General features: G+C 64.7%; 20 protein-coding genes and 1 riboswitch. Of the genes, 11 read left to right on the top strand and 9 right to left on the bottom strand.

Translation table 11 applies throughout. The annotated features are described in order from the left end of the window. The first annotated feature begins 105 nt into the window (after window positions 1–105). The gene (uvrA, locus tag B7X65_RS11265; RefSeq protein ID WP_293594387.1) at window positions 106–6,039 is read left to right on the top strand and encodes an excinuclease ABC subunit UvrA; all 5,934 of its coding nucleotides are present in this window, start codon (window positions 106–108) and stop codon (window positions 6,037–6,039) included. 188 nt (window positions 6,040–6,227) lie between these two features. Here the strand turns inward: uvrA and B7X65_RS11260 are convergent, their stop codons facing one another. Further along, window positions 6,228–7,052: an HAD-IIB family hydrolase gene (locus B7X65_RS11260; RefSeq protein WP_293594386.1), complete on the bottom strand. Its 825-nt coding sequence runs from the start codon at window positions 7,050–7,052 to the stop codon at window positions 6,228–6,230. Between the two features lie 32 nt (window positions 7,053–7,084). After that, window positions 7,085–7,159, top strand: a riboswitch (S-adenosyl-L-homocysteine riboswitch). 104 nt (window positions 7,160–7,263) lie between these two features. Here B7X65_RS11260 and ahcY point away from each other — a divergent pair. The 4 genes from ahcY (at window position 7,264) to B7X65_RS11240 (ending at window position 11,367) form a co-directional block, all read left to right on the top strand. Next, entirely contained in the window at window positions 7,264–8,703 is a 1,440-nt protein-coding gene (ahcY, locus tag B7X65_RS11255) for an adenosylhomocysteinase (RefSeq protein WP_293594385.1), read from the top strand. 149 nt (window positions 8,704–8,852) lie between these two features. Beyond that, window positions 8,853–9,851, top strand: a complete 999-nt coding sequence (locus B7X65_RS11250; protein ID WP_293594384.1) for a TlyA family RNA methyltransferase — start codon at window positions 8,853–8,855, stop codon at window positions 9,849–9,851. A gap of 39 nt (window positions 9,852–9,890) precedes the next feature. Then, entirely contained in the window at window positions 9,891–10,721 is an 831-nt protein-coding gene (gene metF / locus B7X65_RS11245) for a methylenetetrahydrofolate reductase [NAD(P)H] (protein WP_293594383.1), read from the top strand. A 22-nt stretch (window positions 10,722–10,743) separates the two neighbouring features. Continuing rightward, window positions 10,744–11,367: a septal ring lytic transglycosylase RlpA family protein gene (locus tag B7X65_RS11240; protein WP_293594382.1), complete on the top strand. Its 624-nt coding sequence runs from the start codon at window positions 10,744–10,746 to the stop codon at window positions 11,365–11,367. An 83-nt stretch (window positions 11,368–11,450) separates the two neighbouring features. Here the strand turns inward: B7X65_RS11240 and B7X65_RS11235 are convergent, their stop codons facing one another. Continuing rightward, window positions 11,451–11,900: a GNAT family N-acetyltransferase gene (locus tag B7X65_RS11235; protein WP_293594381.1), complete on the bottom strand. Its 450-nt coding sequence runs from the start codon at window positions 11,898–11,900 to the stop codon at window positions 11,451–11,453. A gap of 190 nt (window positions 11,901–12,090) precedes the next feature. Here B7X65_RS11235 and B7X65_RS11230 point away from each other — a divergent pair, with 190 nt between their 5' ends. From B7X65_RS11230 to B7X65_RS11210, 5 genes are all read left to right on the top strand, one after another. Then, the gene (locus B7X65_RS11230) at window positions 12,091–12,597 is read left to right on the top strand and encodes a BON domain-containing protein (RefSeq protein ID WP_293594380.1); all 507 of its coding nucleotides are present in this window, start codon (window positions 12,091–12,093) and stop codon (window positions 12,595–12,597) included. A 253-nt stretch (window positions 12,598–12,850) separates the two neighbouring features. Next, complete coding sequence (locus B7X65_RS11225; RefSeq protein ID WP_293594379.1) at window positions 12,851–13,480, top strand: GbsR/MarR family transcriptional regulator; 630 nt, start codon at window positions 12,851–12,853, stop codon at window positions 13,478–13,480. A gap of 2 nt (window positions 13,481–13,482) precedes the next feature. Then, on the top strand, window positions 13,483–14,883 hold the full coding sequence (locus tag B7X65_RS11220; protein WP_293594378.1) for a cytochrome ubiquinol oxidase subunit I: 1,401 nt from the start codon (window positions 13,483–13,485) through the stop codon (window positions 14,881–14,883). Beyond that, complete coding sequence (locus tag B7X65_RS11215; protein WP_293594377.1) at window positions 14,876–15,907, top strand: cytochrome d ubiquinol oxidase subunit II; 1,032 nt, start codon at window positions 14,876–14,878, stop codon at window positions 15,905–15,907. The genes B7X65_RS11220 and B7X65_RS11215 overlap by 8 nt, the downstream gene beginning before the upstream one ends. Before the next feature lie 75 nt (window positions 15,908–15,982). Then, window positions 15,983–16,318, top strand: a complete 336-nt coding sequence (locus B7X65_RS11210) for a hypothetical protein (protein WP_293594376.1) — start codon at window positions 15,983–15,985, stop codon at window positions 16,316–16,318. Between the two features lie 228 nt (window positions 16,319–16,546). Here B7X65_RS11210 and B7X65_RS11205 read toward each other — a convergent pair whose 3' ends face one another. The 7 genes from B7X65_RS11205 to rlmJ form a co-directional block, all read right to left on the bottom strand. Next, complete coding sequence (locus tag B7X65_RS11205) at window positions 16,547–17,671, bottom strand: 2Fe-2S iron-sulfur cluster-binding protein (RefSeq protein WP_293594375.1); 1,125 nt, start codon at window positions 17,669–17,671, stop codon at window positions 16,547–16,549. Window positions 17,672–17,682: 11 nt separating this feature from the next. After that, window positions 17,683–18,183: a 1,2-phenylacetyl-CoA epoxidase subunit PaaD gene (gene paaD / locus B7X65_RS11200; RefSeq protein WP_293594374.1), complete on the bottom strand. Its 501-nt coding sequence runs from the start codon at window positions 18,181–18,183 to the stop codon at window positions 17,683–17,685. A 68-nt stretch (window positions 18,184–18,251) separates the two neighbouring features. Continuing rightward, the gene (paaC, locus tag B7X65_RS11195) at window positions 18,252–19,043 is read right to left on the bottom strand and encodes a 1,2-phenylacetyl-CoA epoxidase subunit PaaC (RefSeq protein ID WP_293594373.1); all 792 of its coding nucleotides are present in this window, start codon (window positions 19,041–19,043) and stop codon (window positions 18,252–18,254) included. Continuing rightward, window positions 19,040–19,333 (bottom strand): 1,2-phenylacetyl-CoA epoxidase subunit PaaB, encoded by a 294-nt coding sequence (paaB, locus tag B7X65_RS11190; protein ID WP_293594372.1) that lies wholly within the window; start codon window positions 19,331–19,333, stop codon window positions 19,040–19,042. The genes paaC and paaB overlap by 4 nt, the downstream gene beginning before the upstream one ends. Further along, on the bottom strand, window positions 19,330–20,337 hold the full coding sequence (gene paaA / locus B7X65_RS11185; protein WP_293594371.1) for a 1,2-phenylacetyl-CoA epoxidase subunit PaaA: 1,008 nt from the start codon (window positions 20,335–20,337) through the stop codon (window positions 19,330–19,332). The genes paaB and paaA overlap by 4 nt, the downstream gene beginning before the upstream one ends. A 104-nt stretch (window positions 20,338–20,441) precedes the next feature. Further along, complete coding sequence (locus B7X65_RS11180; RefSeq protein ID WP_293594370.1) at window positions 20,442–22,493, bottom strand: protein kinase; 2,052 nt, start codon at window positions 22,491–22,493, stop codon at window positions 20,442–20,444. A 31-nt stretch (window positions 22,494–22,524) separates the two neighbouring features. Continuing rightward, window positions 22,525–23,523 carry a 23S rRNA (adenine(2030)-N(6))-methyltransferase RlmJ gene (gene rlmJ, locus B7X65_RS11175; RefSeq protein ID WP_293594369.1) on the bottom strand — a complete coding sequence of 333 codons (999 nt, stop codon included), beginning with the start codon at window positions 23,521–23,523 and terminating at the stop codon, window positions 22,525–22,527. Window positions 23,524–23,724: 201 nt separating this feature from the next. On the opposite strand from rlmJ, the gene B7X65_RS11170 reads away from it, so the two are divergent. Then, entirely contained in the window at window positions 23,725–25,443 is a 1,719-nt protein-coding gene (locus B7X65_RS11170) for a serine/threonine-protein kinase (RefSeq protein WP_293594368.1), read from the top strand. Window positions 25,444–25,535 lie beyond the last annotated feature (92 nt).

The raw sequence follows: 25,535 nt of genomic DNA, 5'->3' as shown, positions 1-25,535 counted from the left end.
AGAATACAGGCCAGCGCACAGGCCCGGCGGGCGGTTTAACCCTACGCCGACTGTCAACCCGGGCGCTGTCTAGAATGTTTGACCTACAAGGAAAGCCCCCCACCCATGACCCAGGGAACCATCCGCATTCGCGGCGCGCGACAGCACAACCTCAAAAACCTGGATCTTGATATCCGCACCGGGGAGATGACGGTGGTCACCGGGCCCAGCGGGTCCGGCAAGTCCTCGCTGGTGTTTGACACGCTTTTTGCCGAAGGCCAGCGCCGTTATGTGGAAACCTTTTCGGCCTATGCGCGGCAGTTCCTGGACCGCATGGACAAACCCGCGGTAGACAAGGTGGAAGGGGTGCCACCGGCGATTGCGATCGACCAGACCAACCCGGTCCGCAGCTCGCGCTCCACCGTGGGCACCATGACGGAGCTCAACGATCATTTAAAACTTTTGTATGCACGCGCCGCGCAGCTATTCGACAAGAAGACCGCGCAGGCCGTACGCCATGACACGCCGGAGTCGATTTATGCCGAGTTGATGGCGCGCACCGCGGGCAGCGATTCAAGAGTGGTCATGACCTTCCCGGTGGAACTGCCGGGCAACACCAGCGCCGACGAGGTCACGCAGTGGCTGTCGGCCAGCGGCTTCACGCGTGTGCATGCGGAGCGCGACGTGGCGACTCCGGCCGGGCCGCATAAATTGCTCGATGTGGTGGCCGACCGCTTCCGTGTGCAGACGGCCGAGAAGGCGCGGGTGATCGAAGCCATCGAGCTGGCGCTCAAACGCGGTGGTCGCCTCAATGTCTATGTGCAGCCGGCGCAGGAGGGCGCCGTGGAGGAGATGTGGCGCTTTTCGACCGGCCTGCATTGCCCCGAAAGCGACCTGCGCTACGCCGATCCGACCCCCTCGCTGTTTTCCTTCAACTCGGCCATGGGCGCCTGTGACACCTGCCGCGGTTTCGGCCGCGTCATCGGTGTGGATTACGAACTGGTGATTCCCAACGACAAGCTGACGTTGCGCTCCGGCGCGATCAAGACCCTGCAAACGCCGGCCTGGGCCGAAAACCAGGACGACCTGATGCGCCATGCGGAAGCCGCAGGCATCCCGCGCGATACGCCCTGGTACAAACTCACGCCGGCGCAGCAGCACTGGGTGATCCACGGCACGCCGGCCTACAAGGAAGGTCAGTGGAAAAAGCAGTGGTATGGCATCAAGCGCTTTTTCGCCTACCTGGAAAGCAAGGCCTACAAGATGCACATTCGTGTGCTGCTGTCCAAGTACCGCAGCTACACGCCTTGCGAGACCTGCGGCGGCGCGCGCCTCAAGCTCGAAGCCCTGCTCTGGCGTCTGGGCTCGAAAGAAGCCGCCGATGCGGCGCTGCCGCCTGGCAAACGTTTCATGCCTGTGGGTGTGGACTGGACCCGCGCGCAGCTCGAGGCATTGCCCGGCTTGAGCCTGCATGACCTGATGCAGCTGCCGATCGACCGGCTGCGTGAATTTTTCAACGGGCTGGCGCCGGCCGCGCTGCAGGACGGCGGCGCGCCCGATGCCGAGTTCAAGGCGCTCAAGTCGCTGTTCGAGGAAATCCACACCCGGCTCAAATACCTCAGTGATGTCGGCATCGGTTACCTGACGCTGGACCGGCAAAGCCGCACGCTGTCGGGCGGCGAGGTGCAGCGCATCAACCTGACGACGGCGCTGGGCACTTCACTTGTCAACACCCTGTTCGTGCTCGATGAACCGTCCATCGGCCTGCACCCGCGCGACATGAACCGCATCACCCAGGCCATGCACCGCCTGCGCGATGCCGGCAACACGCTGGTGGTGGTCGAGCACGACCCGGCCGTGATGCTGGCGGCCGACCGCATGATAGATATGGGTCCTGGCCCGGGCGAGAAGGGCGGCCAGATTGTTTTCGACGGCACACCGGAAGACCTCAAACACGCGGATACGTTGACCGGCGCCTATCTCGGCTCGCGCAAACAGGTGGGCATGGGCTTCAAGCGCCCGGTGACGGACAACACGCCGCGCCTGATCCTGGAAGGTGCGCGCGACCACAACCTGAAAAATCTGACGGTGGAGTTTCCGCTGCAGCGTCTGGTGTGTGTCACCGGCGTCAGCGGCTCCGGCAAGTCCACGCTGATGCAGGACATCCTGGCGCCCGCACTGTTGCGCCAGTTCGGCAAGGCCACGGAAACACCAGGCCTGCATGACCGGCTGATGGGCGCCGACTACCTGACCGACGTGGTGTTTGTCGACCAGTCGCCGATCGGCAAGACGGCGCGCTCGAATCCCGCCAGTTACGTCGGTGCCTGGGACGCCGTGCGCGAGCTGTTTGCGCAAGCGCCCATGGCCCGCCAGCGCAGTTACACCGCGTCCAAATTCAGTTTCAACAATGGCGACGGGCGCTGCCCGACCTGTGGCGGTTCGGGCTTCGAACATGTGGAGATGCAGTTCCTCAGCGACGTCTACCTGCGTTGCCCCGACTGCGACGGCAAGCGTTACCGGCCCGAGATCCTGGAAGTCACCATTGAACGCAAGGCGATCGGTGATGTGCGTTCACGACTGATGAACGTGTCCGATGTGCTGGACCTGACCGTGAGCGAGGCCTGTGCGCTGTTTGCTCAGGACCGGGAGGTGATTCGCGCGCTGCAACCGATCGTCGATGTCGGCCTCGAATACGTGAAGCTGGGCCAGCCGGTGCCGACGCTGTCGGGCGGCGAGGCGCAGCGGCTCAAGCTGGCCGGCTTCCTGGCCGGCGCATCGAAAACGGCGAGCAACAGCCGCCAGCCGCTGGCGCTGAAAAACATCAACCGCGGCACGCTGTTCCTGTTCGACGAGCCGACCACCGGCCTGCACTTCGACGACATCGCCAAACTCATGCGCGCGCTGCGCAAGCTGCTGGACGTGGGCCACTCGCTGATCATCATCGAACACAACCTCGACGTGATCCGTTCGGCCGACTGGCTGATCGACCTGGGCCCCGAAGGTGGCGAAGCCGGCGGCCTGCTGGTGGCCCAGGGCACACCCGAAGAGGTGCGCCAGCACCCGACTTCGCACACCGCGCTGGCGCTGCGGGAATACGAACAGGCCATGGGCAAGGTGCATGGTGTCGAGGAAGCGCGGCCCAAGGCCTGGAGCACCAGGCCGGCGTTCTCCAACCTGATCCAGATCGTCAATGCCAAGGAGCACAACCTCAAGAGCCTGTCGGTCAACATTCCGCGCGGCCAGTTCAATGTGGTGACCGGTGTGTCGGGCTCCGGCAAGTCCACGCTGGCGTTTGACATCCTGTTCAACGAGGGCCAGCGGCGTTACCTGGAGTCGCTCAACGCCTATGCACGCAGCATCGTGCAGCCGGCGGGCCGGCCCGAGGTCGATGCGGTTTATGGCATTCCGCCGACGGTGGCGATCGAGCAGCGCCTCTCGCGCGGCGGGCGCAAGTCCACCGTCGGCACGACCACCGAGGTCTGGCACTTCCTGCGCCTGCTCTACGTCAAGCTCGGCATCCAGCACTGCACCAAAGACGGCGCGGCCGTCATGCCGCAGAGTGCTGAAAGCATTGCCGCGCAACTGCTCAAGGCGCACCGCGGACAGCACATCGGGCTGCTGGCGCCGCTGGTGATCAACCGCAAAGGCGTTTACACGGAACTGGCCGACTGGGCGCGGCCGCGCGGCTACACGCATTTGCGCGTGGACGGTGAATTTCTGCCGACCACCGGTTTTCCGCGCATCGACCGCTTCAAGGAACACACGGTGGAGTTGCCGATTGCCGACATCCACGTGACCCCCGCCAACGAGGCCGCGCTGCGCCTGGCGCTGGCCACCGCGCTGGAGCACGGCAAGGGTGTGGTGCATGTGCTGGCGCCGCTGGATGGCCTGCACGGTGCGATGCTGGCCGGCACGTCCACCCGGCAGATCGGCGCTTTGCAGGCCTCGTCCACCAAGCGGGCCTGTCCGGTCTGCGCCACCTCCTACCCCGAACTCGACCCGCGTCTGTTCAGCTACAACAGCAAACACGGCTGGTGCCCGGACTGCGTGGGCACCGGCGTCAGGCTCACCAGGGAGCAGCGCAAGGTGTTCGACGACTCGGTGCGCGACGATGACAACAAGGGCCGCGAGCAGAGTTTTGTCGAAGCCGATGTGGACGAGGTGCTGGACGCCGTCTGCCCGACCTGCGCAGGCTCCCGCCTGAACGCGCAGGCGCGCGCCGTGAAGTTCGCGGGGGTGGGCATTGCCGACATCGCTGCGCTGTCGGTGACCGACGTGCGTCGCTGGGTGGAAAAACTCGCGCTGTCCGGACGCGAGGCCGGCATTGCGCGTGACCTGATCCCCGAAATCAAGAGCCGGCTCGAATTCCTCGAAGACGTGGGCCTGGGTTATTTGACGCTGGACCGTGGCGCGCCCACGCTGTCCGGCGGCGAGGCGCAGCGCATCCGGCTCGCCGCGCAACTCGGTTCCAACCTGCAGGGTGTCTGTTACGTGCTGGACGAGCCGACCATCGGCCTGCATCCGCGCGACAACCAGATCCTGCTGCGCGCTTTAGGCAAACTCAGCGAACGCGGCAACACGCTGGTGGTGGTGGAACATGACGAAGACACGATTCGCCGCGCCGACAACATCATCGACATCGGGCCTGGCGCCGGCAAACGCGGCGGCCAGCTGGTGGGGCAGGGCACGGCCGAACACCTGGCCACCCTGCCGGATTCACTGACCGGGCGCTACCTGGCCAACCCGCTGATTCATCCGCTGCAGATTCGTCGCGAAACGCAGTTGCCCCTCACCCCCACCCTCTCCCCGCAGGGGCGAGGGAGCAATGCCGGGAGTTCACTCCCTCTCCCCCCGGGAGAGGGCGGGGGTGAGGGCGCGTTGCCCAAACCACTCAGCAAGGCCAAAGCGGCCGCGCTCAAGGCCGCCCGCCTGAAAGCAGAGGCGGCCAGCGCCAGCGTTGCCCACAACGCCGCGCCCGCCGCCGTCAACCCGGTGACCTCCTGGCTGGGCGTGGTCAACGCCGACCTGCACAACCTCAAGAACGTCTCGGTTCAGGTCCCGCTGTACCGGCTGGTGGCGGTGACGGGCGTGTCGGGGTCGGGCAAATCCACCCTGGCGCGCGACGTGCTGCTGGCCAATGTGCAGGCCGGCGTGGCGCAACGTTCGACGCGGGCAGGGCGTGAAGCGGACGATGCCGGCAAACACCCGGCCTGGACCGGCTGCGAATACATCGAGGGTTACGAAGTGGTGGACCGTGTGCTGGAAGTCGACCAGACGCCCATCGGCAAGACACCGCGCTCCTGCCCGGCCACCTACATTGGTTTCTGGGACACGGTGCGCAAGCTGTTCGCCGACACGCTGGAAGCCAGGGCGCGCGGTTACGGCGCCGGGCGTTTCAGTTTCAACACCGGCGAAGGCCGCTGCCCGACCTGCGAGGGTGCCGGTGTGCGCACCATCGGCATGAGTTTTCTGCCCGACGTGAAGGTGCTCTGCGAGACCTGTCACGGCGCGCGTTTCAACCCCGAAACCCAGGCGGTGACCTGGCGCGGCAAAAATATCGGCGACGTGTTGACCATGGAAGTCGACGAGGCCGTCGGCTTTTTTGCCTCCATGCCCAACATCGCGCACCCGCTGCAGTTATTGAAAGACGTGGGGCTGGGTTACCTGACGCTGGGCCAGCCCTCACCGACGCTGTCGGGCGGCGAGGCGCAGCGCATCAAGTTGGTGACCGAGCTGTCCCGGGTGCGCGACGACATCACGCGGCGCGGCCAGAAGGCGCCGCACACCCTGTATGTGCTGGACGAGCCGACCGTAGGCCTGCACATGGCCGACGTGGAAAAACTCATCCATGTGCTGCACCGCCTGGTCAACGGCGGCCACAGCGTGGTGGTGATCGAGCACGACCTCGACGTGATCGCCGAAGCCGACTGGGTGATCGACCTGGGCCCGGACGGCGGCAACGCCGGCGGCCAGGTGGTCGCGGCCACGACGCCGGAGCAGGTGGTCAAGCTGGGTACGGCCACCGGCAAGGCCTTGCAGGGTGTGCTGGAAAGACATTGAACACCCCTGTCGGCGCTCACTGCGTGTAGCGCCTCTCCTCTTGCAGGGGACGACGCCTGCAGGCCGGCGGAGCCGGGCCTGCGGCCCCTGCTGGCAGGGTCAGAGATACGGTATTGCGCCATTGCTATTGAATTTATAGCTTTTGGCGCACGATCCATAAGGGCTACGGCCTTATTTTGTCTGTCATGTCAGCCGGGATCACGCGCCGCCAGCAGCGCCGCCGCCACTTCGGCAAAGCCTGCGCCGCGCTCCCCCTCGGTGATGTAACGCGGCTTGTGGCTCAACTCCGCTTCAAAGCGGCGGATGTTGGCCACGCCGACCGAATGCGCGAAGGCCTCGAACATCAGCTGGTCGTTGGTCGAGTCGCCGACATAGACCCAGCGGTCCATTTCGCTGTCCAGGTCGCGGCCGAACAATTCACGGACGATCCAGCGTGCACCCTCCAGCTTGTTGTGTGCGCCGAACCAGCCGTTGATGTGGATGGAGCTCACTGTCGCGTTCATGCCCTCGCTTTGCATGATCTGCACGGCATGGGCGATGCTTTCCGGTGGCAGGTGCACAAACTCGCTGTGGTCGATGGCGATGTCGGTTTCGCGTCCTGGGCTGTCTTCGGACAACACGGCGCCGGGCACGTCCTGCATCACACGCCGGGCCACCTGTTGCATGCGGGCGTAGTTGGCCAGGCGTGTCGGTGCGTCCTGCTGATACAGTTTTGATAGCGGCTCACGCCCGTCAGTCGAGGGCTGATGCCCAATCTGGCTTGCAAGCAGGGCCACGGCACCGTTTTCGGCAACGATGGCATCCACCGGCCAGCGCAGCGCAAAAGGCTCGCTCCAGCCGACCGGCCGCCCGGTGATGGGAATCACATGCAGGCCGGCGGCCTTCAGGTCGCCAAGGGCCTGCAGCGCATCGGGCGTGATCGCGCCGTCGGTGGTCAGGGTGTCGTCGATGTCGGTAAAAACGCCGGTGATGTGTTGCCGGTCGTGTGCTGGCCAGGTTTTCAGGGCTTTCATGACGAAAGTGTCGCATGCCTGTACAATCGTCGATTCCTGAGGAGCGTTGCAACCCACAACATGTGGTCTAGGCTCAGGACTTTCATTTGCAACCACGCTCACCCGCATGTGCTTTCAAGCCGGGTGAGATCCAACCGACTCCCCGCCGACTTGTCGCCTTGTGGCCGTGGCTATTTTGCCCAATTGGACCCTTGATCTTGGAGATACCCCAATGAACGCCGTATTGAAACCCGCCCAGACCGCCACTGACTACGTGATTGCCGACATTTCGCTTGCCGCCTGGGGCCGCAAGGAACTGAAAATCGCAGAAACCGAAATGCCCGGCCTGATGGCCATCCGCGAAGAGTTCGCGAAAGCCCAGCCCCTGAAGGGCGCACGCATCACCGGTTCGCTGCACATGACCATCCAGACCGGCGTGCTGATCGAAACGCTGCAAGCCCTGGGTGCCGACGTGCGCTGGGCCTCGTGCAACATTTTCTCGACGCAGGATCATGCCGCCGCTGCGATTGTGGCCGCCGGCACGCCCGTGTTCGCAGTCAAGGGCGAGACCCTGGCCGACTACTGGGACTACACCCACCGCATCTTCGAATTCAGCGGCGCCAAAGGCACGCCCGAAGAAGGCCCGAACATGATCCTGGACGACGGCGGCGACGCAACGCTGCTGATGCATCTGGGCACCCGTGCCGAGACGGACGCCAGCCTGATCTCCAAGCCGACCAGCGAAGAGGAAATCTGCCTGTTCAACTCGATCAAGGCCAAGCTGGCCATCGACCCGACCTGGTACAGCCGCCGCCTGAAAAACATCCTCGGCGTGACCGAGGAAACCACCACCGGCGTGCTGCGCCTGAACGAGATGTCGGCCAAGGGCACGCTGGCCCTGCGCGCCATCAACGTCAACGACTCGGTGACCAAGTCCAAGTTCGACAACCTGTACGGTTGCCGCGAGTCGCTGGTTGACGCGATCAAGCGCGCCACCGACGTGATGGTCGCCGGCAAGGTGGCTTGCGTGGCCGGTTACGGCGACGTGGGCAAGGGTTCGGCCCAGGCCCTGCGCGCCTTGTCTGCGCAGGTCTGGGTGACCGAGATCGACCCGATCAACGCCCTGCAGGCCGCGATGGAAGGCTACAAGGTCGTGACCATGGAATACGCTGCCGACAAGGCAGACATTTTCGTGTCCGCCACCGGCAACAAGAACGTCATCACCTATGAACACATGGCAGCCATGAAAGACCAGGCCATCGTCTGCAACATCGGCCACTTCGACAACGAAATCGACGTTGCTGCGCTGGAAAAATGCACCTGGGAAGAGATCAAGCCGCAAGTCGACCACGTGATTTTCCCGGATGGCAAACGCATCATCCTGCTGGCCAAAGGCCGTCTGGTGAACCTCGGTTGCGGCACCGGCCACCCGAGCTTTGTGATGTCGTCCAGCTTTGCCAACCAGACCATTGCGCAGATCGAACTGTTCACCAAACAGGCCGACTACGAAGTGGGCAAGGTTTATGTGCTGCCGAAACACCTCGACGAAAAAGTCGCACGTCTGCACCTGAAGAAGGTCGGCGCGATGCTGACGGAACTGAGCGATGAGCAGGCTGCGTATATTGGTGTTTCGAAGGCCGGCCCCTACAAGGCAAATACGTACAGGTATTGATGGTCTCGGCGAACTGCATGCGCGTTCGCCTTCTGGCATTTCACCGTTCGGGCTGAGCCTGTCGAAGCCCTTCGACAGGCTCAGGGCGAACGGTTTGTGCTTTTTGATGAACGGTGCTCACCGGACGCCGAACCACCTGTTGGAAAACCATGCGCGCTGACCTCTTCCTCGTCGACAACGGCTTTGCCGCCACCCGTTCCCAGGCCCAGCGCCTGATCGCTTCGGGCGTGTTGTGGCGCGCCGAGGAAAGTGCGCCCTGGAAGAAAGTCGCCAAAAACGGCGACGAAATTCCTGAAGGCGCCGAGCTGCAGATTCCCGACACCACGGAAGCCAAGTACATCTCGCGCGGCGGGCTCAAGCTTGAAGGTGCGCTCAAAAGCACCGGCCTGAGCGTGGCCGGTCTGCGCTGCCTGGACATCGGGCAATCCACCGGTGGCTTCACCGACTGCCTGCTGCAGCACGGTGCTGTGGAGGTGGTGGGCGTGGATGTGGGCCATGGCCAGCTGCACCCCAGCCTGCGCGGCGACCCGCGTGTGGTGTGCATCGAAGGCCTTAACGCGCGGTCCATGACTGCTTCTGATTTGATAGCGGGTCCCGTCCATACGGCGGAGGCTGAAGGTCAATTTGACGATGGTGATGACTTCGAGGTGGACGAAGGCGAGGCCGTCGAAGCCGACTTTGATTTCCTGACCGGCGACCTGTCCTTTATTTCCCTGACGCTGGTGTTGCCCGCCGTGGTGCGCCTGCTGAAAGCCGGCGGTCATCTGCTGATGCTGGTCAAACCCCAGTTCGAGTTGCAGCCCGGCCAGATCGGCAAGGGTGGCATTGTGCGTGATGCCGTGCATTTCGAATTTGTCGAGAAACGCCTGCGTGATGCCTGCGCTGCGTTGGGGCTGGACGTGAAAGCCTGGCTGGCCTCGCCGATTGAAGGCGGCGACGGCAATCGCGAGTTTTTCATTCACGCGGTCAAAGGCCAAAGCACAGTCGGCGAAGACCAGCCGCTACCGGCGGCGCCGCCGCGCAAGGCCGCCAAACGCACGCCGCGCAGCGAGCTACGCGCGATGCATGAGGCGCACGAGGACTCTGAAGAAGCCCACGCGGGCCAGCACGGCCCGGCGCGCGGCAAACGCCGCGACAAAGACGACTGATCCGCACTGCGCAGCCCTGAACTACAAGTGAGACTGGTGATGAATCTTCCAATCAGCTTTGAATTTTTTCCCCCCAAGACACCGGAAGGCGCCGACAAGCTGCGCCTGACGCGCCGGGCGCTGTACGCGCACCAGCCCGAGTTCTGCTCCGTTACCTTTGGGGCTGGCGGCTCCACCCAGGAAGGCACTTTCGGCACCGTCGGTGAAATCCTGAAAGAGGGCGTTGACGCTGCCTGCCATTTCTCATGCGTGGGCGCGACCAAGGCCACGGTGCGCCAGCAGCTCGCTGCCTTGCAGGCCATGGGCGTCAAGCGCCTGGTGGCCCTGCGCGGTGATCTGCCCAGCGGTTACGGCGCCGGCGGCGAGTTCCATTACGCCAGCGACCTGGTGGCTTTCATCCGTGAGTTCACGGGCAATGCCTTTCACATCGAAGTGGCGGCCTACCCCGAGATCCACCCGCAGGCCAAATCGGCCGATGCCGACCTGCAGGCCTTTGCTGCCAAGGTCAAGGCCGGCGCCAATTCAGCCATCACCCAGTATTTTTTCAACGCGGATGCCTACTTCCGCTTTGTGGAGGACACCCGCCGGCTCGGCGTCGATGTGCCCGTGGTGCCCGGCATCATGCCGATCACCAGCTCCACCCAGCTGATGCGGTTTTCCGATGCCTGCGGCGCCGAGATTCCACGCTGGATCCGCCTGCGCCTGCAGGGTTTCGGCGACGACACGGCATCGATCAGGAGCTTCGGCCTCGACGTGATCACCGACCTTTGCGACCAGCTGCAGACCGCGGGTGCGCCCGGCATTCATTTTTATACGATGAACCAGGCCGCCGCGACGACCGAGATCATCCGACGATTGCAGCCGGTTTGAAGGGATCCCTGTTCTGACCGGCATGCTGAAGCCGCGCGCCATCACACAGGCCATGGCCCTCGGCCTGCTGGCCCTGCTGGCAGCCTGTACGACAACCGCGCCAGCGCCACCCGGCCGCTCTGCACCCCGCCCTGTGCCGACAGTCAAACCGGCGCCCATGCCCGCCAGCCCCGAGGCTGTGGGCACACCCGCGGACGCGGCGCCCCTGTCCATCGGGCCCTTCAGCGATCTGCCACGACCGGCGTTGCTGGCGGGTGAACCTGCGCGCGAGTTCGAGCGTGGCGCTGCGTCGTGGTACGGCCCGGGTTTTCATGGCCGGCTGACGGCCAGCGGCGAACGTTATGACATGAACGCTTTCACGGCCGCGCACCGCACCTTGCCGTTCGGTACCATGGTGCGGGTTCACAGCCTGGTCAATGGCCGTGACGTGGATCTGCGCATCACCGATCGCGGCCCCTTCAGCCGCAACCGCATCATCGACGTGAGCCGCGCTGCCGCGGCAGAACTCGGCATGCTGGGCCTGGGCTTCAAGGAGGTGGTGTTGCTGGTCCCGGAGTCCACACCGGTCATGGCCACCGCACCGCCGCCACCGGTCAGAAAATCCCGGCGCGGCGCCAGGCGCGCGCCAGTGCCCAGGGTGCGCTAGATATTTTGATGTGAAATTGGCCTCAAGCCCTTATTTCACGTTCGGTAGCAGCTCCTGAATAGATAGCAAATTAAGGTCAAAACCTAAACGCTTGCGCGAAAGCTGTAGCCATGGCGCTCGAAATCCAGCGAATCGTAGAACGCATGGGCCTTTTCGCGTTTCAGGCTGGAGGACAGCGTGAGCTTGTAGCAACCGCTTTCGGCGGCCAGCGCCATCGCATGGCGCATCATGGCCTTGCCGATGCCCTGGCCCTGCCAGGCCGGGTCCACCGCCACGTCTTCAACCACCGCCGAGGGCGCCCCGAGGTGGCCGAGGTTGTCCATGATGAGCAGGGCAAAGGTACCGACCACCTGCGCGCCCTTGACGGCGACATACAGCTTGTAGTTGGGATAACTCGCCATGCGGGCCCAGATGCGCTTTGCATCCGCCAGTGCAAGGATGTCTCCGTCGTCAATGTCAGGCTGGGCGTAGAGGCGCAGTACGTCCAGCAGATCCGGCTCGAGAACCGGGCGAAGGGTAAGGGCATCAAGCATGACGCCACTGTTCCCGGGCATCGTGTCGAAGAGATGACAGTCCTTGAATGAACGACGTTCACGTAGCGCGGCCGGCTTCCGGACATCTGGTCGGGTACGGAGCCAATCGGACCGGGACGTACGCAACGCAGGCGGCGTGGGCGTTTCCCCTGAAAATGGCGCCTTTGAAACACTCTGACTGGAGCCGCGTATGAAGACGGGCGAGCTGATGTTGTTCATCTTCCTGGCGGGGCTGTCGTCAGCAGCCGTCGCGCAGGATCGAAAGAATCATTTCAACGATCCTTTCCTGCAGGTGACCTCTGCCATGGCCGGCTGCCCCGTGCCCGAAGGCCCGATGTTCACGCCGGACCAGGTGCGCGCAGAGGCGCATGTGCGCGCCCAGCACGGCGGCAGCTGCTTCCGCTCGGGCCGTTGCCGCCTGCCCAACTCCTATCTCTACGACAGGGAGATCATTCCCCGCATGGTCAGCTACCTGCAGCAGGACGGGCGCTTCAACAACACCAGTGTCTGGGTGCTCGGCGAGCGGCGCCTGGTCACACTGATGGGCTGCGTGCAGACGCAGGAGCAGGCCAGGGCCATGGAGCAGGCCGTCATGCTGGTCGATGACGTCATGGGCGTGGTCAACTATCTGAGCGTGGGCGCCACCGCCAAGCCGAAATACAGCGTCGTGCCGGTGCAGCCCAAGCCGGCCAGGTGAGCGCCGGCCTCAGTTGTTGGTATCCCGCACCCGGCAGCAATGTCTGGCATCGCGGATTTTCTTTGCTATGTTATTAATAGCTACCTGGTTCCACTGCACAAGGGTTGATGGCATATTTTTGCTTTGGGATATCGCCCTTTTCATAACCTGCGCAGAGGGATGCCCGCCGTGCCAATATCCGGGTGCCAGCAGAAAAATTTTTAACTTACTAGAATTTCAGTAATTCCTGAAAATTCAGTAAATCCGGACTGCCATGAACCTCGCCCCCCTGACCCAGCGTTTTGTCCTTCACTTCGGGGAAATGGGCAGCCGCTGGGGCATCAACCGCACCGTGGGGCAGATTTACGCGCTGCTGTATGTGTCGCCGCGCGCGCTCAATGCCGACGAGATTGGCGAGGCGCTGGCGTTTTCGCGCTCCAACGTCAGCATGGGGCTCAAGGAGCTGCAGTCCTGGAACCTGGTGCGGCTGCAGCACCTGCCCAACGACAGGCGCGAGTATTTCCAGGCGCCTGATGACGTTTGGGCGATTTTCCGCACCCTGGCCGAGGAGCGGCGCAAGCGCGAGATCGACCCCACGCTGTCCATGCTGCGCGACGCGCTGATGGAGCAGCCTTCGGCGCCTGACGACATCCACGCCCAGGCGCGCATGAAACAGATGCACGACCTGATCGAGCTCATGACCGGCTGGCTGGCCGACGTGCAGAAAATGGACTCGGCCACGCTGGTCAGCCTGATGAAGATGGGCGCCAAGGTGCAGAAGCTGCTCGAGGTCAAGGACAAGGTCAGCAGCAAGGTGAAGGCCGGCTTGACAGGCCGGGCCGCTGCGCCCAAGCTGGCGGCACTGCCGGCGGACGCTATCCCCGAAGAAACCAACAGGAGTTGATGATGGACGGATTCGACGCATTCCTGCTGGCGCGCATTCAGTTTGCGGCCAACATCACTTTTCACATCCTGTTTCCGACGATCAGCATTTCGCTGGCCTGGGTGCTGCTGTTTTTCAAGCTGCGCTTCGTCAAGACCGGCGAGCGGCACTGGATGGATGCCTACCAGTTCTGGGTGAAAATTTTTGCGCTGACCTTTGCGCTGGGTGTGGTCAGCGGCATCACCATGAGTTTCCAGTTCGGCACCAACTGGCCGGGCTACATGGAAAAGGTCGGCAACATCGCCGGGCCGCTGCTCGCCTATGAAGTGCTGACGGCTTTCTTCCTGGAGGCGACCATGCTGGGCGTGATGCTGTTCGGCCGCGAACGTGTGAGCGAGACCCTGCACACCGTGGCCACGCTGCTGGTGGCCGGCGGGACCACACTCTCGGCGTTCTGGATCCTGGCGCTCAACTCCTGGATGCAGACGCCGGCCGGCTTTGAAATGATCAACGGCCAGGCCCATGTGACAAGCTGGTTCGAGGTGATCTTCAACCCCTCGTTTCCCTACCGCATGGTGCACATGCTGCTGGCTTCCGGCCTGACGGTGGCGTTTCTGGTGGCCGGCATCTCGGCTTACCGCTGGCTGCGTAATGACCGCGGCGCCGAGGTCATGGCCAGCCTGAAGACCGGGGTGTACATCGCGGCGCTACTGATTCCGCTGCAGATCATCGCGGGCGACCTGCACGGGCTGAACACGCTGGAACACCAGCCGGCCAAGCTGGCCGCCATGGAAGGCATATGGAAAACGGAAAAAGGCGTTCCCGCCGTGCTGTTTGGCTTGCCCGACGAGAAGGCGAAGGAGAATCGCTACGAAATCGCCATCCCGAAGCTGGCGTCCCTGTACCTGACGCATTCGCTCGATGGCGAGGTCAAGGGCCTGGACCAGTTTGAAGGCAAACACCCGCCGGTGGCGCCGGTGTTCTGGGCTTTCCGCATCATGGTCGGCGTGGGTGTGCTGATGCTGCTGGTCAGCTGGGCCGCCACCTGGCAACTTGCACCGTGGAAGAAGGGGACGGAACGCAAGCTGCGGCCCTGGCATGCGAAGCTGCTGGTGGCCATGACTTTTGCCGGCTGGGTGGCGCTGATCGCCGGCTGGTATGTCACCGAGATCGGGCGCCAGCCCTGGCTGGTGACCGGTGTGCTGACGGCGGCCGAGGCGGCGTCCACGGTGCCGGCGCCGCGCATTGCACTCACACTGTCCCTCTACCTCACGCTGTATGCAGCGCTGATCGTGGCCTACATCTCGGTGGTGTTTTACCTGGCGCGCCACAGAAAACATGCGGACAAGCCGTTTGGCACCGGCCTCGAAGACACGCCCAATCCGGTGACCTACCCGCAACAGGAAGGAGCTCCCCATGCTTGACCTTGCGCCTGACCTGACGTTAGCCGCGGGCTGGATGCCCATTGTTTTCCTGGTGGTGATGGGGCTGGCGATGCTGGCCTACGTGATCCTGGACGGTTACGACCTGGGCGTGGGCGTGTTGATGCGCCGCGCCAGCGACGACGACAAGGACACCATGATTGCCAGCATCGGCCCCTTCTGGGACGCCAATGAAACCTGGCTGGTGCTGGGCGTCGGCATCCTGCTCACCGTGTTCCCGCTGGCGCATGGCGTGATCCTGGGGGCGCTGTATCTGCCGGTGGCCTTCATGCTGATCGGGCTGACGCTGCGCGGCGTGGCCTTTGACTTCCGCGTGAAGGCGCGCGCCGCGTACAAGCCGCTGTGGAACCGCCTGTTCTACACCGGCTCGTTGCTGGCCAGCTGGAGCCAGGGTTACATGCTGGGCTCGCTGATCACGGGTTTTGCCGACACATGGTGGACCATGGCGTTCAACGCCGTGATCGGGTTGGCGCTGGTGGCCGCCTACTGCCTGCTGGGCGCCGGCTGGCTCATCATCAAGTCCGAAGGCGCGCTGCAACTGCAGGCGGTGCGCTGGGCGCGCGGCAGCCTGCTGTTCACCCTGGCCGGTGTTGCTGCCATCTCGATCGCCACGCCGCTGGTCAGCCAGCGCATTTTCGAAAAATGGTTTTCCTTTCCCAACATCGTTTTGTTGCTGCCGATTCCGGTGGCCACCGCCGTGTTGTTTGCCATTATTTTTCGCAGCCTGCAGCGCTTGCCGGTGCGACTGGGCCAGGGCAATGAATACGGCGCCTGGGTGCCCTTCGGTGCGACGGTGGGCGTGTTCCTGCTGGCGTTTTACGGCCTGGCCTACAGCCTGTTTCCGTGGCTGGTCATCGACCGGATCACGATCTGGCAGGCGGCCACGGCGCCCGAAGCGATGGGTGTGATTCTGGTGGGCGCGCTGGTCGTGCTGCCCATGATCGTCGGCTACACGGTGTTTGCCTACCGTGTGTTCTGGGGCAAAAGCACGGCGCTGAAGTACTGACGTCCCCCGCCTTCAGGGACTATGTAAAATCGGCGGCGGTTCTCCACCGCTAACCCACCTTCCTACCTTCCTCCCATGAGAACGCAAAGCAAATACCATGCATCACTTCTTGCGGCCGCCGGTTTGTCGGACGCGCAGCGGCAGGCGGCGGAAGCCAAGTTCCTGGAAAGGCTGGAGCGTATTTTCGGCGGCGGGTCGGCGGTGCGGGGTGCTTATTGCGAATGGATGGCTGCCCGCTCCCTGCGCGCTGAAAATCCATCCGACATGAGCGCTCCCGAGGAAGAACTGCAGGCGATTGCCCGCTGGGAAAGGGCCGCGGAAGAGGCGACCCGGTCGGTGTTCAGCCAGATGAAAATTGCCGCGACCGACGCATTTTTCGAACTCCACGTCTGGAATTCCAGAACCCACTGAGATCACAATCCGCCGGCGTGCGGATGAAGCGCATGGGGCAACATCCCCTTCAAGCAGGGGCCGCGGATCTGGCTCTGCCAGTCCGCAGGCGCAGCGCCGCCGAGGGGCTGGAGCCTGCGGCTCCAAACCTGCTTGAGCAGGTTTGGACAGGCGACAGAGGCGAAGCGTCCCGCGAGCCGCGGCCTGCAAGGCCTCGGACGCTACACGCAGTAAGCAACCGTGGGGGCTTTATCTGTCGTCGTAACTGATGGACACGCTGTCGCTCAGGGGCCGCGCCTGGCAGCTCAGCACAAAACCTTTTTGCACTTCCCAGTCTTCCAGCGTGAAGTTTTTTTCCATGGCGACCTGTCCCTCGAGCACCTTGGCGCGGCAGGTGCAGCAGACGCCGCCCTTGCAGCTGTAGGGCAGGTCCAGGCCGGCGGCCAAGGCCACGTCCAGCACACGTTCGTGCGCGTGCATGCGCAACTCATGCGCCTTGCCGTCGAGCTGCACCGACAGGCGGATGGCGCCAATGGCCCCTTCGTTTTTCAAGCCTTTTTGGCCTTCAGCCCCCGTCCCTTTTGCGTCAGCAGCTCCTGATTTCATAGCGTTGGCGGGTTGCGCCGCGCTGGTGAAACGCTCGGCGTGGATGCGTTCCTTCGGCACGCCGGCCGCCAGCAGGGCCTGCAGGCAGCCTTCGATCATGGCTTCCGGACCGCAGACAAAGGTCTCGTCGATGCTGGCCGGCGGAATCAGCGTGGCCAGCAGTTCGCTGACCTTGGCCGCGTCGAGCCGGCCGTTGAACAGCGGCACATCCTGCGACTGGCGCGAGAGCAGGTGGACCAGGCTCAGGCGGGACGGATAACGGTCCTTGAGATCCTGCAGCGCTTCATTGAACAGGATGCTGCCGGTGCGCTGGTTGCAGTACACCAGCGTGAAGGTGGCCTGCGGCTCGCCGGCCAGCGTGCTGGCGATGATGGACAGCAGCGGCGTGATGCCCGAGCCGGCGGCCCAACCGACGCGGTGCACCGCACCGCTCAGGCGCGGCGTGAAGCGGCCGTCCGGCGGCATCACGTCCAGGGTGTCGCCGGGCTGCAGCTGCGTGGCCCAGTTGGAGAAGACCCCGCCTTCGACCGGTTTGATGCCGACCTCGATGTCGTGTTCTGCGGCCAGGCGCTGGGTGCTGCTGCAGATGGAGTAGCTGCGGCGCACCGGCTCGCCGTCTATGGTGGCCTTGAGCGTGAGGAACTGACCCGGCGTAAAGCCATACAGGCTACGCAGCTCGGGCGGAATCGCAAAGCTGACGGCCACGGCCCCGGCCGCTTCGGGGGTGACGCGTGTGACGACCAGCGGGTGAAAGTGCGGAACAGACATGGGCGGCTCAATCAATAAGGCTTGAAATAGTCGAAGGGTTCCAGGCAGTCCAGGCACTTGTACAGCGCCTTGCATGCGGTGGCGCCGAAATGCGAGGTCTCAGTGGTGTTGACCGAGCCGCATTGCGGGCAGGCCACGGCCTCAGCCGCCTGGTGCCGGGGCGCAAAGCGGATGACCTTGTCGCTGCCGGGCGTGGTGGTGTGCGGCGGCGCAATGCCGTAGCTGCGCAGTTTGGTTTTGGCGGCTGCGGTCATCCAGTCGGTGGTCCAGGCGGGTGCGAGCTGGGTGGTGATGCGTGCGCTGAGCTGGTGCTGCGCCAGCGCGGCGCGAATGTCGTCCTCGATCTGCCCCATGGCCGGACAGCCGCTGTAGGTCGGTGTGATGATGACTTCCACGCCGCCCTCGACATGGCGCACGTCGCGCAGGATGCCCAGTTCGCGGATGGACACCACCGGGATCTCCGGGTCGGGCACGGCTTCAAGCACGTCCCAGACCTGCTGCAGGGTGTTCACCACCACCTTCCCGCTTGCGGGAGGTGTTCCATAACAGCTCTCCGGAGCTCGTGGTGGGTGCGAAGCGCTCACCATAGAGCGTTCGGGTGAGCGCGCGCCAGGCTTTGCATCTCGGCCAGCAGCGGCGCCAGGTGGTCGCTGTGCTGTCCGTTTTTACCCTGCGGCAGACCGGTGCCGGGCGCCGGGCGCCGCAGCCCGGCTTCCTGCAGGGCGTCATTGACGAGGTCGTCCCATTCGCTTTTCAGTGCGGCAACATCGATGGGTCGGCCTTCCGTATCTGCTACTGTTTCAATAGCTGATGGCGCCCAGTACTCCTGGGTGTAAGGCATTAAATGCTCCAAGGCGGCCTGCGTGCGGGCGTGCGATTCGGTGGTGCCGTCGCCCAGGCGTACCAGCCAGTCGCGCGAGTGGCGAAAGTGGTAACGCACTTCCTTGAATGACTTGCCCGCAATCGCGGCCAGCTGCGCGTCCTTGGATTTCTGCAAGGCTTCCCACAGCAGCAGCATCAGCGCGCTGTAAAAAAAATTGCGGACGATGGTCACCGCGTAGTCGCGCTCCGAAGCATCGGAGGATTGCGGCAGCTCGAGCAACGTGTAGTTCCGGAACTCGTCAGCGCCGCGGAAGTAGGCGAGTGAATCCTCAGTAGCGCCACTGCCGGCCACCGTGGCCGCATGCTGGTACAACAAACGCGCCTGCCCGATCAGGTCCAGGCTCATGTTGGCCAGCGCGATGTCTTCCTCCAGCACCGGGCCGTTGCCGCACCACTCGGCGTTGCGCTGGCCGAGCACCAGCGCGTTGTCGGCCAGGTGCAGCAGGTAGCCCAGCGGGGCTGTTCTGACGGGGGCTTCAACGGTATTCACATGTGGCCCACTTCGTCAGGGATCTCGTAAAAGGTCGGGTGCCGGTAGATCTTGTCGGCCATGGGCTCGAAAAACGCGGCCTTGTCGTCGGGTTCGCTGGCTGTGATGGTGTTGGACGGCACCACCCAGATGCTCACGCCCTCCTGGCGCCGTGTGTAAACGTCGCGCGCCATCTGCAGCGCCTGCTGTGCATCGGCGGCGTGCAGGCTGCCGCAGTGTTTGTGTTCCAGCCCTTGTTTGCTGCGTACGAACACTTCCCACAGAGGCCAGTCGTTGTGTGTGTTGCTCATGCTGCTTCCTTCATCTGGCGGGCTTTCTGTTTGGCTGCATGGGCCTGCGCCGCATCGCGCACCCACTGGCCGTCCTCGTGGGCTTTCACGCGGTTGGCCAGGCGCTCCTTGTTGCAGGGGCCGTTGCCGTTGACGACCTCCCAGAACTCGTCCCAGTCGATCGCGCCGTAGTCGTGCTGCCGGCGCTCCTCGTTCCACTTCAGGTCGGGGTCGGGCAAGGTCACGCCCAGCACCGCGGCCTGCGGCACCGTGGCGTCGACAAACTTCTGGCGCAGGTCATCGTTGGAAATGCGCTTGATGCCCCAGCGCATGCCTTGCGCGGTGTTGGCGCTGGCCGCATCGGGCGGACCGAACATGGCCAGCACCGGCCACCACCAGCGGTTCACTGCGTCCTGCACCATGGCGCGCTGCTCGGGCGTGCCCTGCATCTGCACCATCAGGCTTTCAAAGCCCTGGCGCTGGTGAAAACTTTCTTCCTTGCAGATGCGGACCATGGCGCGCGCATAGGGTCCGTAGGAGCAGCGGCAGATCGGCACCTGGTTCATGATGGCCGCGCCGTCGACCAGCCAGCCGATCACGCCGACATCGGCCCACTGCAGCGTCGGGTAGTTGAAGATGGAGCTGTACTTGGCCTTGCCGGTGTGCAATGCATCGAGCATCGTGTCGCGGTCCACGCCCAGGGTTTCGGCGGCCGAATACAGGTAGAGGCCGTGGCCGCCTTCGTCCTGCACCTTGGCCAGCAGGATGGCCTTGCGTTTGAGTGAGGGCGCACGCGAAATCCAGTTGCCTTCGGGCTGCATGCCGATGATCTCGCTGTGCGCATGCTGGCTGATCTGGCGCACCAAGGTGCGGCGGTAGGCCTCGGGCATCCAGTCCTGCGGCTCGATCTTCTCATCGGCGTCGATTTTTTCGTCGAAGCGTGTCTGCAACGCGTCGGGGGGCGCCGGGATCGAAGCCAGGGCCGGGGCGGACGTGTCGGGCACGTCGAGTGATTGTGTGTACATGTCTTGTCTCCTGTCACCCGGTCTGCAGGGCGGTGGTAAGCCGGAGTATAGCGAATTAACCGACCGATCGGTCGGTTAATTGTTGACTCCGCTGCAGGGGGCTTTCAGCTCACCCGGGCGAGGTCCGCCAACAGGGCGTCGGCCGATGCATAACGGTTGTCGGGGTTTTTCGCCATCAGTCTGTTGACGATGGGCTGCAGGGCGGCGTGCGCCGCAGGCAGCACCGGCGTGTCCGCATGCAGGTGCCTGGCCAGCAGCAGTTCCAGCGATTCCGCGATGAAAGGGCGCCGTCCGGCCAGCATCTCGAACAGCATGACGCCCAGGCTGTACAGGTCGGAGCGGGCCGTCACGGCTTTGCCGCTGACCTGCTCGGGGCTCATGTAATAGGGCGTGCCGACCACATCACCGTGCCGGGTCTGCGTCAGGCCCAGGCTTTCGGCCTGCAGCGTGGATTTGGCGATGCCGAAATCGGCCAGCGCCACCGAGCCGTCGTTGCGCAGCATGACGTTTTCCGGCTTGATGTCGCGGTGCACGATGCCGTGGCTGTGGATGGCCGCCAGGGCCAGCGCCAGTTGTTGCACCACCGCAAGTGCCTGCTCGCGGGTCATGCCGGGGCCGAACAGGCCGCGCAGGTCTCCGCGCTCGAAATACTCCATCGCGATGTAGGCGTGTTCGTCGCTGAAGCCCTGATCGTGGATGCGGATCACATTCGGATGCTTGATCTGGCTCAGCAGCGCGTACTCCTGGATAAACCGGACCAGGTGCTCCGACGCTTCCTTGCCGCGCGAATCCAGCACCTTGAGCACGATGGGCAGGCCGTCGGCTTCGCGTTCGGCCAGGTAAACCTCGGTCATGCCGCCGGCGCCGATTTTCCGGGTGACGCGATAGCCCTTGAGGCGCACCGGCTCGGTGTCGGGCGCAAAGCGCTGCTCTTTCAGCGCGGCCAGCTTGGCCTGCAGGGCATCCTTGACGGCCCGCGCGGTGATCTCGGAGTTGGTCCTGACCGCCGCGCTGATCTCGTTGGCACGCTCGGTCAGGCTGGCCATGCCGTGGATCTTGTCGTCCATCCCGGTCACCAGGCCGGTGATTTCCACCACGTCCAGTGTGAGGTTCTTGCCGGGAACGGTCAGTGTCTCCTGCGCGCCGGTCTGGATGCCGGGGCCGGCACCGGCCAGCACGGCGCGGCTGGCCAGCACGGTCCAGCCGCGCTCGCGCGTGACCGCCTCCAGGCGCGCGGCAAGGCTGACGGTATCGCCCACCGGCATCAGCTCTTGGCTGCCCGGCGGGCCCATGCGGCACAGCGTTGTCTCGCCGCTGTGCAGCCCGATGCCGATGGCAAACGGCGGCAGGCCGCGGTCCGGGAAACGCTGTGCCAGCCAGTCGCGGAACTCGTGGGCTGCCAGCGCCATCGCCAGCGCCGCGGAAACGGCGCGGCGCTGCGCCGGCAGCGGCGAGCCGCTGAGCGTGTCGGCAAACACCGCCATCAGGCCGTCGCCGACGAACTTGAGGTGCCGCCCGCCATTCTTGAGTACCGGCTGGCAACTGCGATCGAAGTAGCCGGTCAGCAATTCCGAAACCTCACCAGCCTCGAGTTTTTCGGCCAGCGAGGTGAAGTGGCGAATCGTCGACACCAGCACCGTGGCGTCGAGTGCCTGCCCGTCTTCGCTGTCCGCCGGCATGTCCACCGGAAAGGCTTCAGGCCGGCCGCCGCCAATGTCGCTGCCGAAAGCCGTGCGCAGGCGCGCCTCGAGTGCCGCCAGGCTGGACGCAATGCGTGTGTCGACGAGACCTTTTTTGCGCAGCTGCGCGTTGACGGCTTCGAGCAGCTCGGTGCGCGTGAAAGGCTTGGACAGGTAGTCGTCGGCGCCGCCGGTCATGCCGCGGCGCATGCTGCCGCGGTCGTCCAGCGCGGTCAGCAGCATGAACGGAGTGGTCGCCAGCGCCGGGTCGGCCCGTACCGCAGCCAGCAGCTCAAAGCCATCCATGCCGGGCATGTTGACGTCCGAAATGATCAGGTCCGGCGTGCGGGCCCTGGCGTGTGCGAGGCCGGACCGGCCATCGGCGGCCGAGACCGCCTCGAACCCCTCCAGCGTCAGCAGGCGGGCGATGTTGCTGCGAATGGCGTCGTCGTCCTCAACAACCAGGATCACATGCATGGACAGACCCTTTGCCGGCGGCAGTTTCCGGTCAGCCGCCGTGGTCCAGCGTGAAGCCGGCGTTGCGGTCCTGTCCCAGGCGCGCCACCAGCTGCGGCAGGGCCGCCTGCAGGTCGGCCTTGAGCGTGTGCGGCGGGTTGATCACAAACATGCCGCTGGCCGGCAGGCCCGGGCGTTTGATGTCGCCGGCCTCGTCGGTGGTCAGCTTGCTGGACTTGACCGTGAGCGTGGCGTTGAGCCAGCTGCGGCCCGCCTTGGTCGCCAGCGTCTTGAGCTTGCGCGGCAGGTCATGGGCCTCGGGGCGCGGAATGATGGGGTACCAGACCACATAGGTGCCGGTGGCAAAACGCTTGACGGCATCGCCCATGCAGGCCGCGACGCGGGCGTAGTCGCTCTTGATCTCGTAGCTCGGATCGCACAGCACCATGGCACGGCGCGCCGGCGGCGGCAAAAAGGTCTTCAGCACCTCAAAGCCGTCCTCGCACGCCACCGTGACCTGGCGGCCCACGCCCAGTTGCGCGATGTTGCCGGTCAGCGACTTGAAATCGGTCGGGTGCAGTTCAAACAGCTTGAGCTTGTCGCGGCCGCTGAGGAATTGCTGCTCGATGAACGGCGAGCCGGGGTAAATCTTCAGGTGCGCCGGATCACCGCTTGCGGCGAACTGCGGGTTCAGGCCGCGCAGCAGGTCGATATAGTCCTGCAGCGCGGGGGCCAGGGGTTCGTCGGCCGCTGCTTTTGCTGCGCCTGGCGTTTTGGAGGTCGCTACTTTTTTGGTAGCTGCTGGCGCTGATGCAGAAAGGGTTGTGGGCGCTTTTGATGCAGAGACCAGGCGAAAAATGCCCTCCTGCGCTTCGCCGCTGGTTTCGGTGTAGTCGCCGTCGAGGCGGTACAGCCCGGCGCCGGCGTGCGTGTCGATCACGGTCAGCGCCGTGTCTTTCTGGGTCAAATACTTCATCAACGCAATCAGCGTGGTGTGCTTGAGCACATCGGCATGGTTGCCGGCATGGAAGGCGTGGCGATAACTGAACATGTCGCTATGTTAACGGGCGCCGCCAGACAGGCTCTTTTTTTGACCGCGCCGGGCGGCTGGGCCGGCTGCTTGCAATCTGCAACACAATACCGACGGACGCAGCATTCTGGCCGCCCGGGCGCCTTGACGGCGGCAGGGCGCCCATGCCTAATGACAGCCCCACGTTGCCATCTACAGCTCTCCTGTTGCCACAGTCCCTTCATGACAGCCTCGCCCAGCCCGACCCCCGTTTCCCTGATGACGCATGTGGATGCCTTGCCGGTGGGCACGCGCCTGGCCGAGTTTGAAGTGCTGGGTCTGCTGGGCGTCGGTGGTTTTGGCATGGTCTACCAGGCGTTCGACCACTCGCTGCAGCGGCCGGTGGCCATCAAGGAGTTCATGCCGGCCACGCTGGCCTGCCGCGGCGCGGATGGTGCGGTGGTAGTTCGCGACCCGGCCGACCAGGCGGCCTTTCAGGTCGGGCTGCAGTCTTTTGTCGCCGAGGCGCGGCTGCTGGCGCAGTTCGACCATCCGTCGCTGGTCAAGGTTTTCCGTTACTGGGAAGCGCACCAGACGGCTTACATGGTGATGCCCCTCTACCGCGGCATCACGCTGCAGGCGGCGCGCAGCCAGATGCGCAGCCCGCCTACCGAGGCCTGGCTGCGCAAGGTGCTGTGGGCGGTGCTGGGCGCACTCAAGACCCTGCACCAGGGCCGCGCGGTGCACCGCGACGTCTCGCCCGACAACATCTTCCTGCAGGACATCGGCCCGCCAGTGCTGCTGGACCTGGGCGCGGCGCGCCATGCCATGGGCGGCAAGACGCAGGACCTGACCGACGCCTTCAAGCTGAGCTACGCGCCGCTGGAGCAACACGCCGGCGCGCCCGACATGCGCCAGGGGCCGTGGACCGACCTGTATGCGCTGGCCGCCGTGGTGCATGGCCTGCTTTGCAACAAGCCACCGCTGCCGGCCACTTTCCGGGCCGTGCGCGACCGCCTGCCGCCTTTTGCCCGTGTGGCGCGCACGGTGCAGGAGCAGTTTGGCCTCGGTTATTCGCAGCCGTTTGTGCAGGCGATCAGCCAGGCGCTGGCGATCGACGCCAGGGACAGGCCGCAAAGCGTGGGGGCCCTGGTGCAACTCATGGCGCTCGAAACGCCCAATGGCATGTCCCGTTTCGACTGGCGTGCCGAACTGGGCCCGATCTGGGCACCGCCGGGCCTGTCCGTCTCACGGCTGGCGGCCAGGGCGGAACCACCTTCGCCGCAACCTCCTGCACCGGCACCCCGCAATGACCCGACACAACCCCTGGCGGCTGCGCCCCGGCGGCGGGAGCTTGCCGCCCAGCGGCCGGCTGTTTCGGCACCAGCGCCGGCCGCCGCCGTGGCCGCGCCCGCCCGGTCTGGCCTTTCGTGGCGTGTGGGTGCTGGCGTGGTGGCCGTGGCCATCGTTGCCCTGTTGCTGGGACTGATGCTGGGACGGGGGGCGCGCGCGCCCGAAACCCGGCTCGCGCAGGCTGCCCCGGCCGCTGCTGAGATCGTGCAGCGGGTGGTCAGCCCGCCGGCCGCCACATTGGCCGAACCCGTGCCGGTGTCGGTCGCACCCGTGCAGCAGGTCGCAGCGGCCGCCCGGGCACCTATGTCGCCAGAGCTGCGGCCAAGCCCTGTCGTCAAGCGCGCCACGCCGAAAAAGACAGCGACGCCGGCCGATGCCACGAGCCCGGCGCCCGTGCCGCCGCCGTTGGTTGCCGTGACACCGGAGCGGGTGGAGCTGCCACAGCGTGTGAAGCCCCCCGATCCGCTCGCCTTGTGTGCCGACAGCAACTTCGTGACCCGACCCATGTGTATTTTTCGGCAGTGCCAGAAGCCGGAGATGGCCAAGCTCCCCCTGTGTGTTGAAAACAACGCCCGACTGCAGAACAGCCGGCGGGCCGACGGGTTTTAGCTCAAAAAGGCCCCGGAATTGGCCGCCGAACGGCCAGAACAGGGCGTTCCGGCCGCGCGGACCCGCGAAGCTGCCCACGCAGCCCCGGATTT

Source organism: Polaromonas sp. 39-63-25, from assembly GCF_002278925.1.
GTDB lineage: Bacteria > Pseudomonadota > Gammaproteobacteria > Burkholderiales > Burkholderiaceae_C > Polaromonas.
The sequence above is the reverse complement of the archived record's forward strand: the minus strand, read 5'-3'. Positions and strand labels throughout refer to the sequence as shown.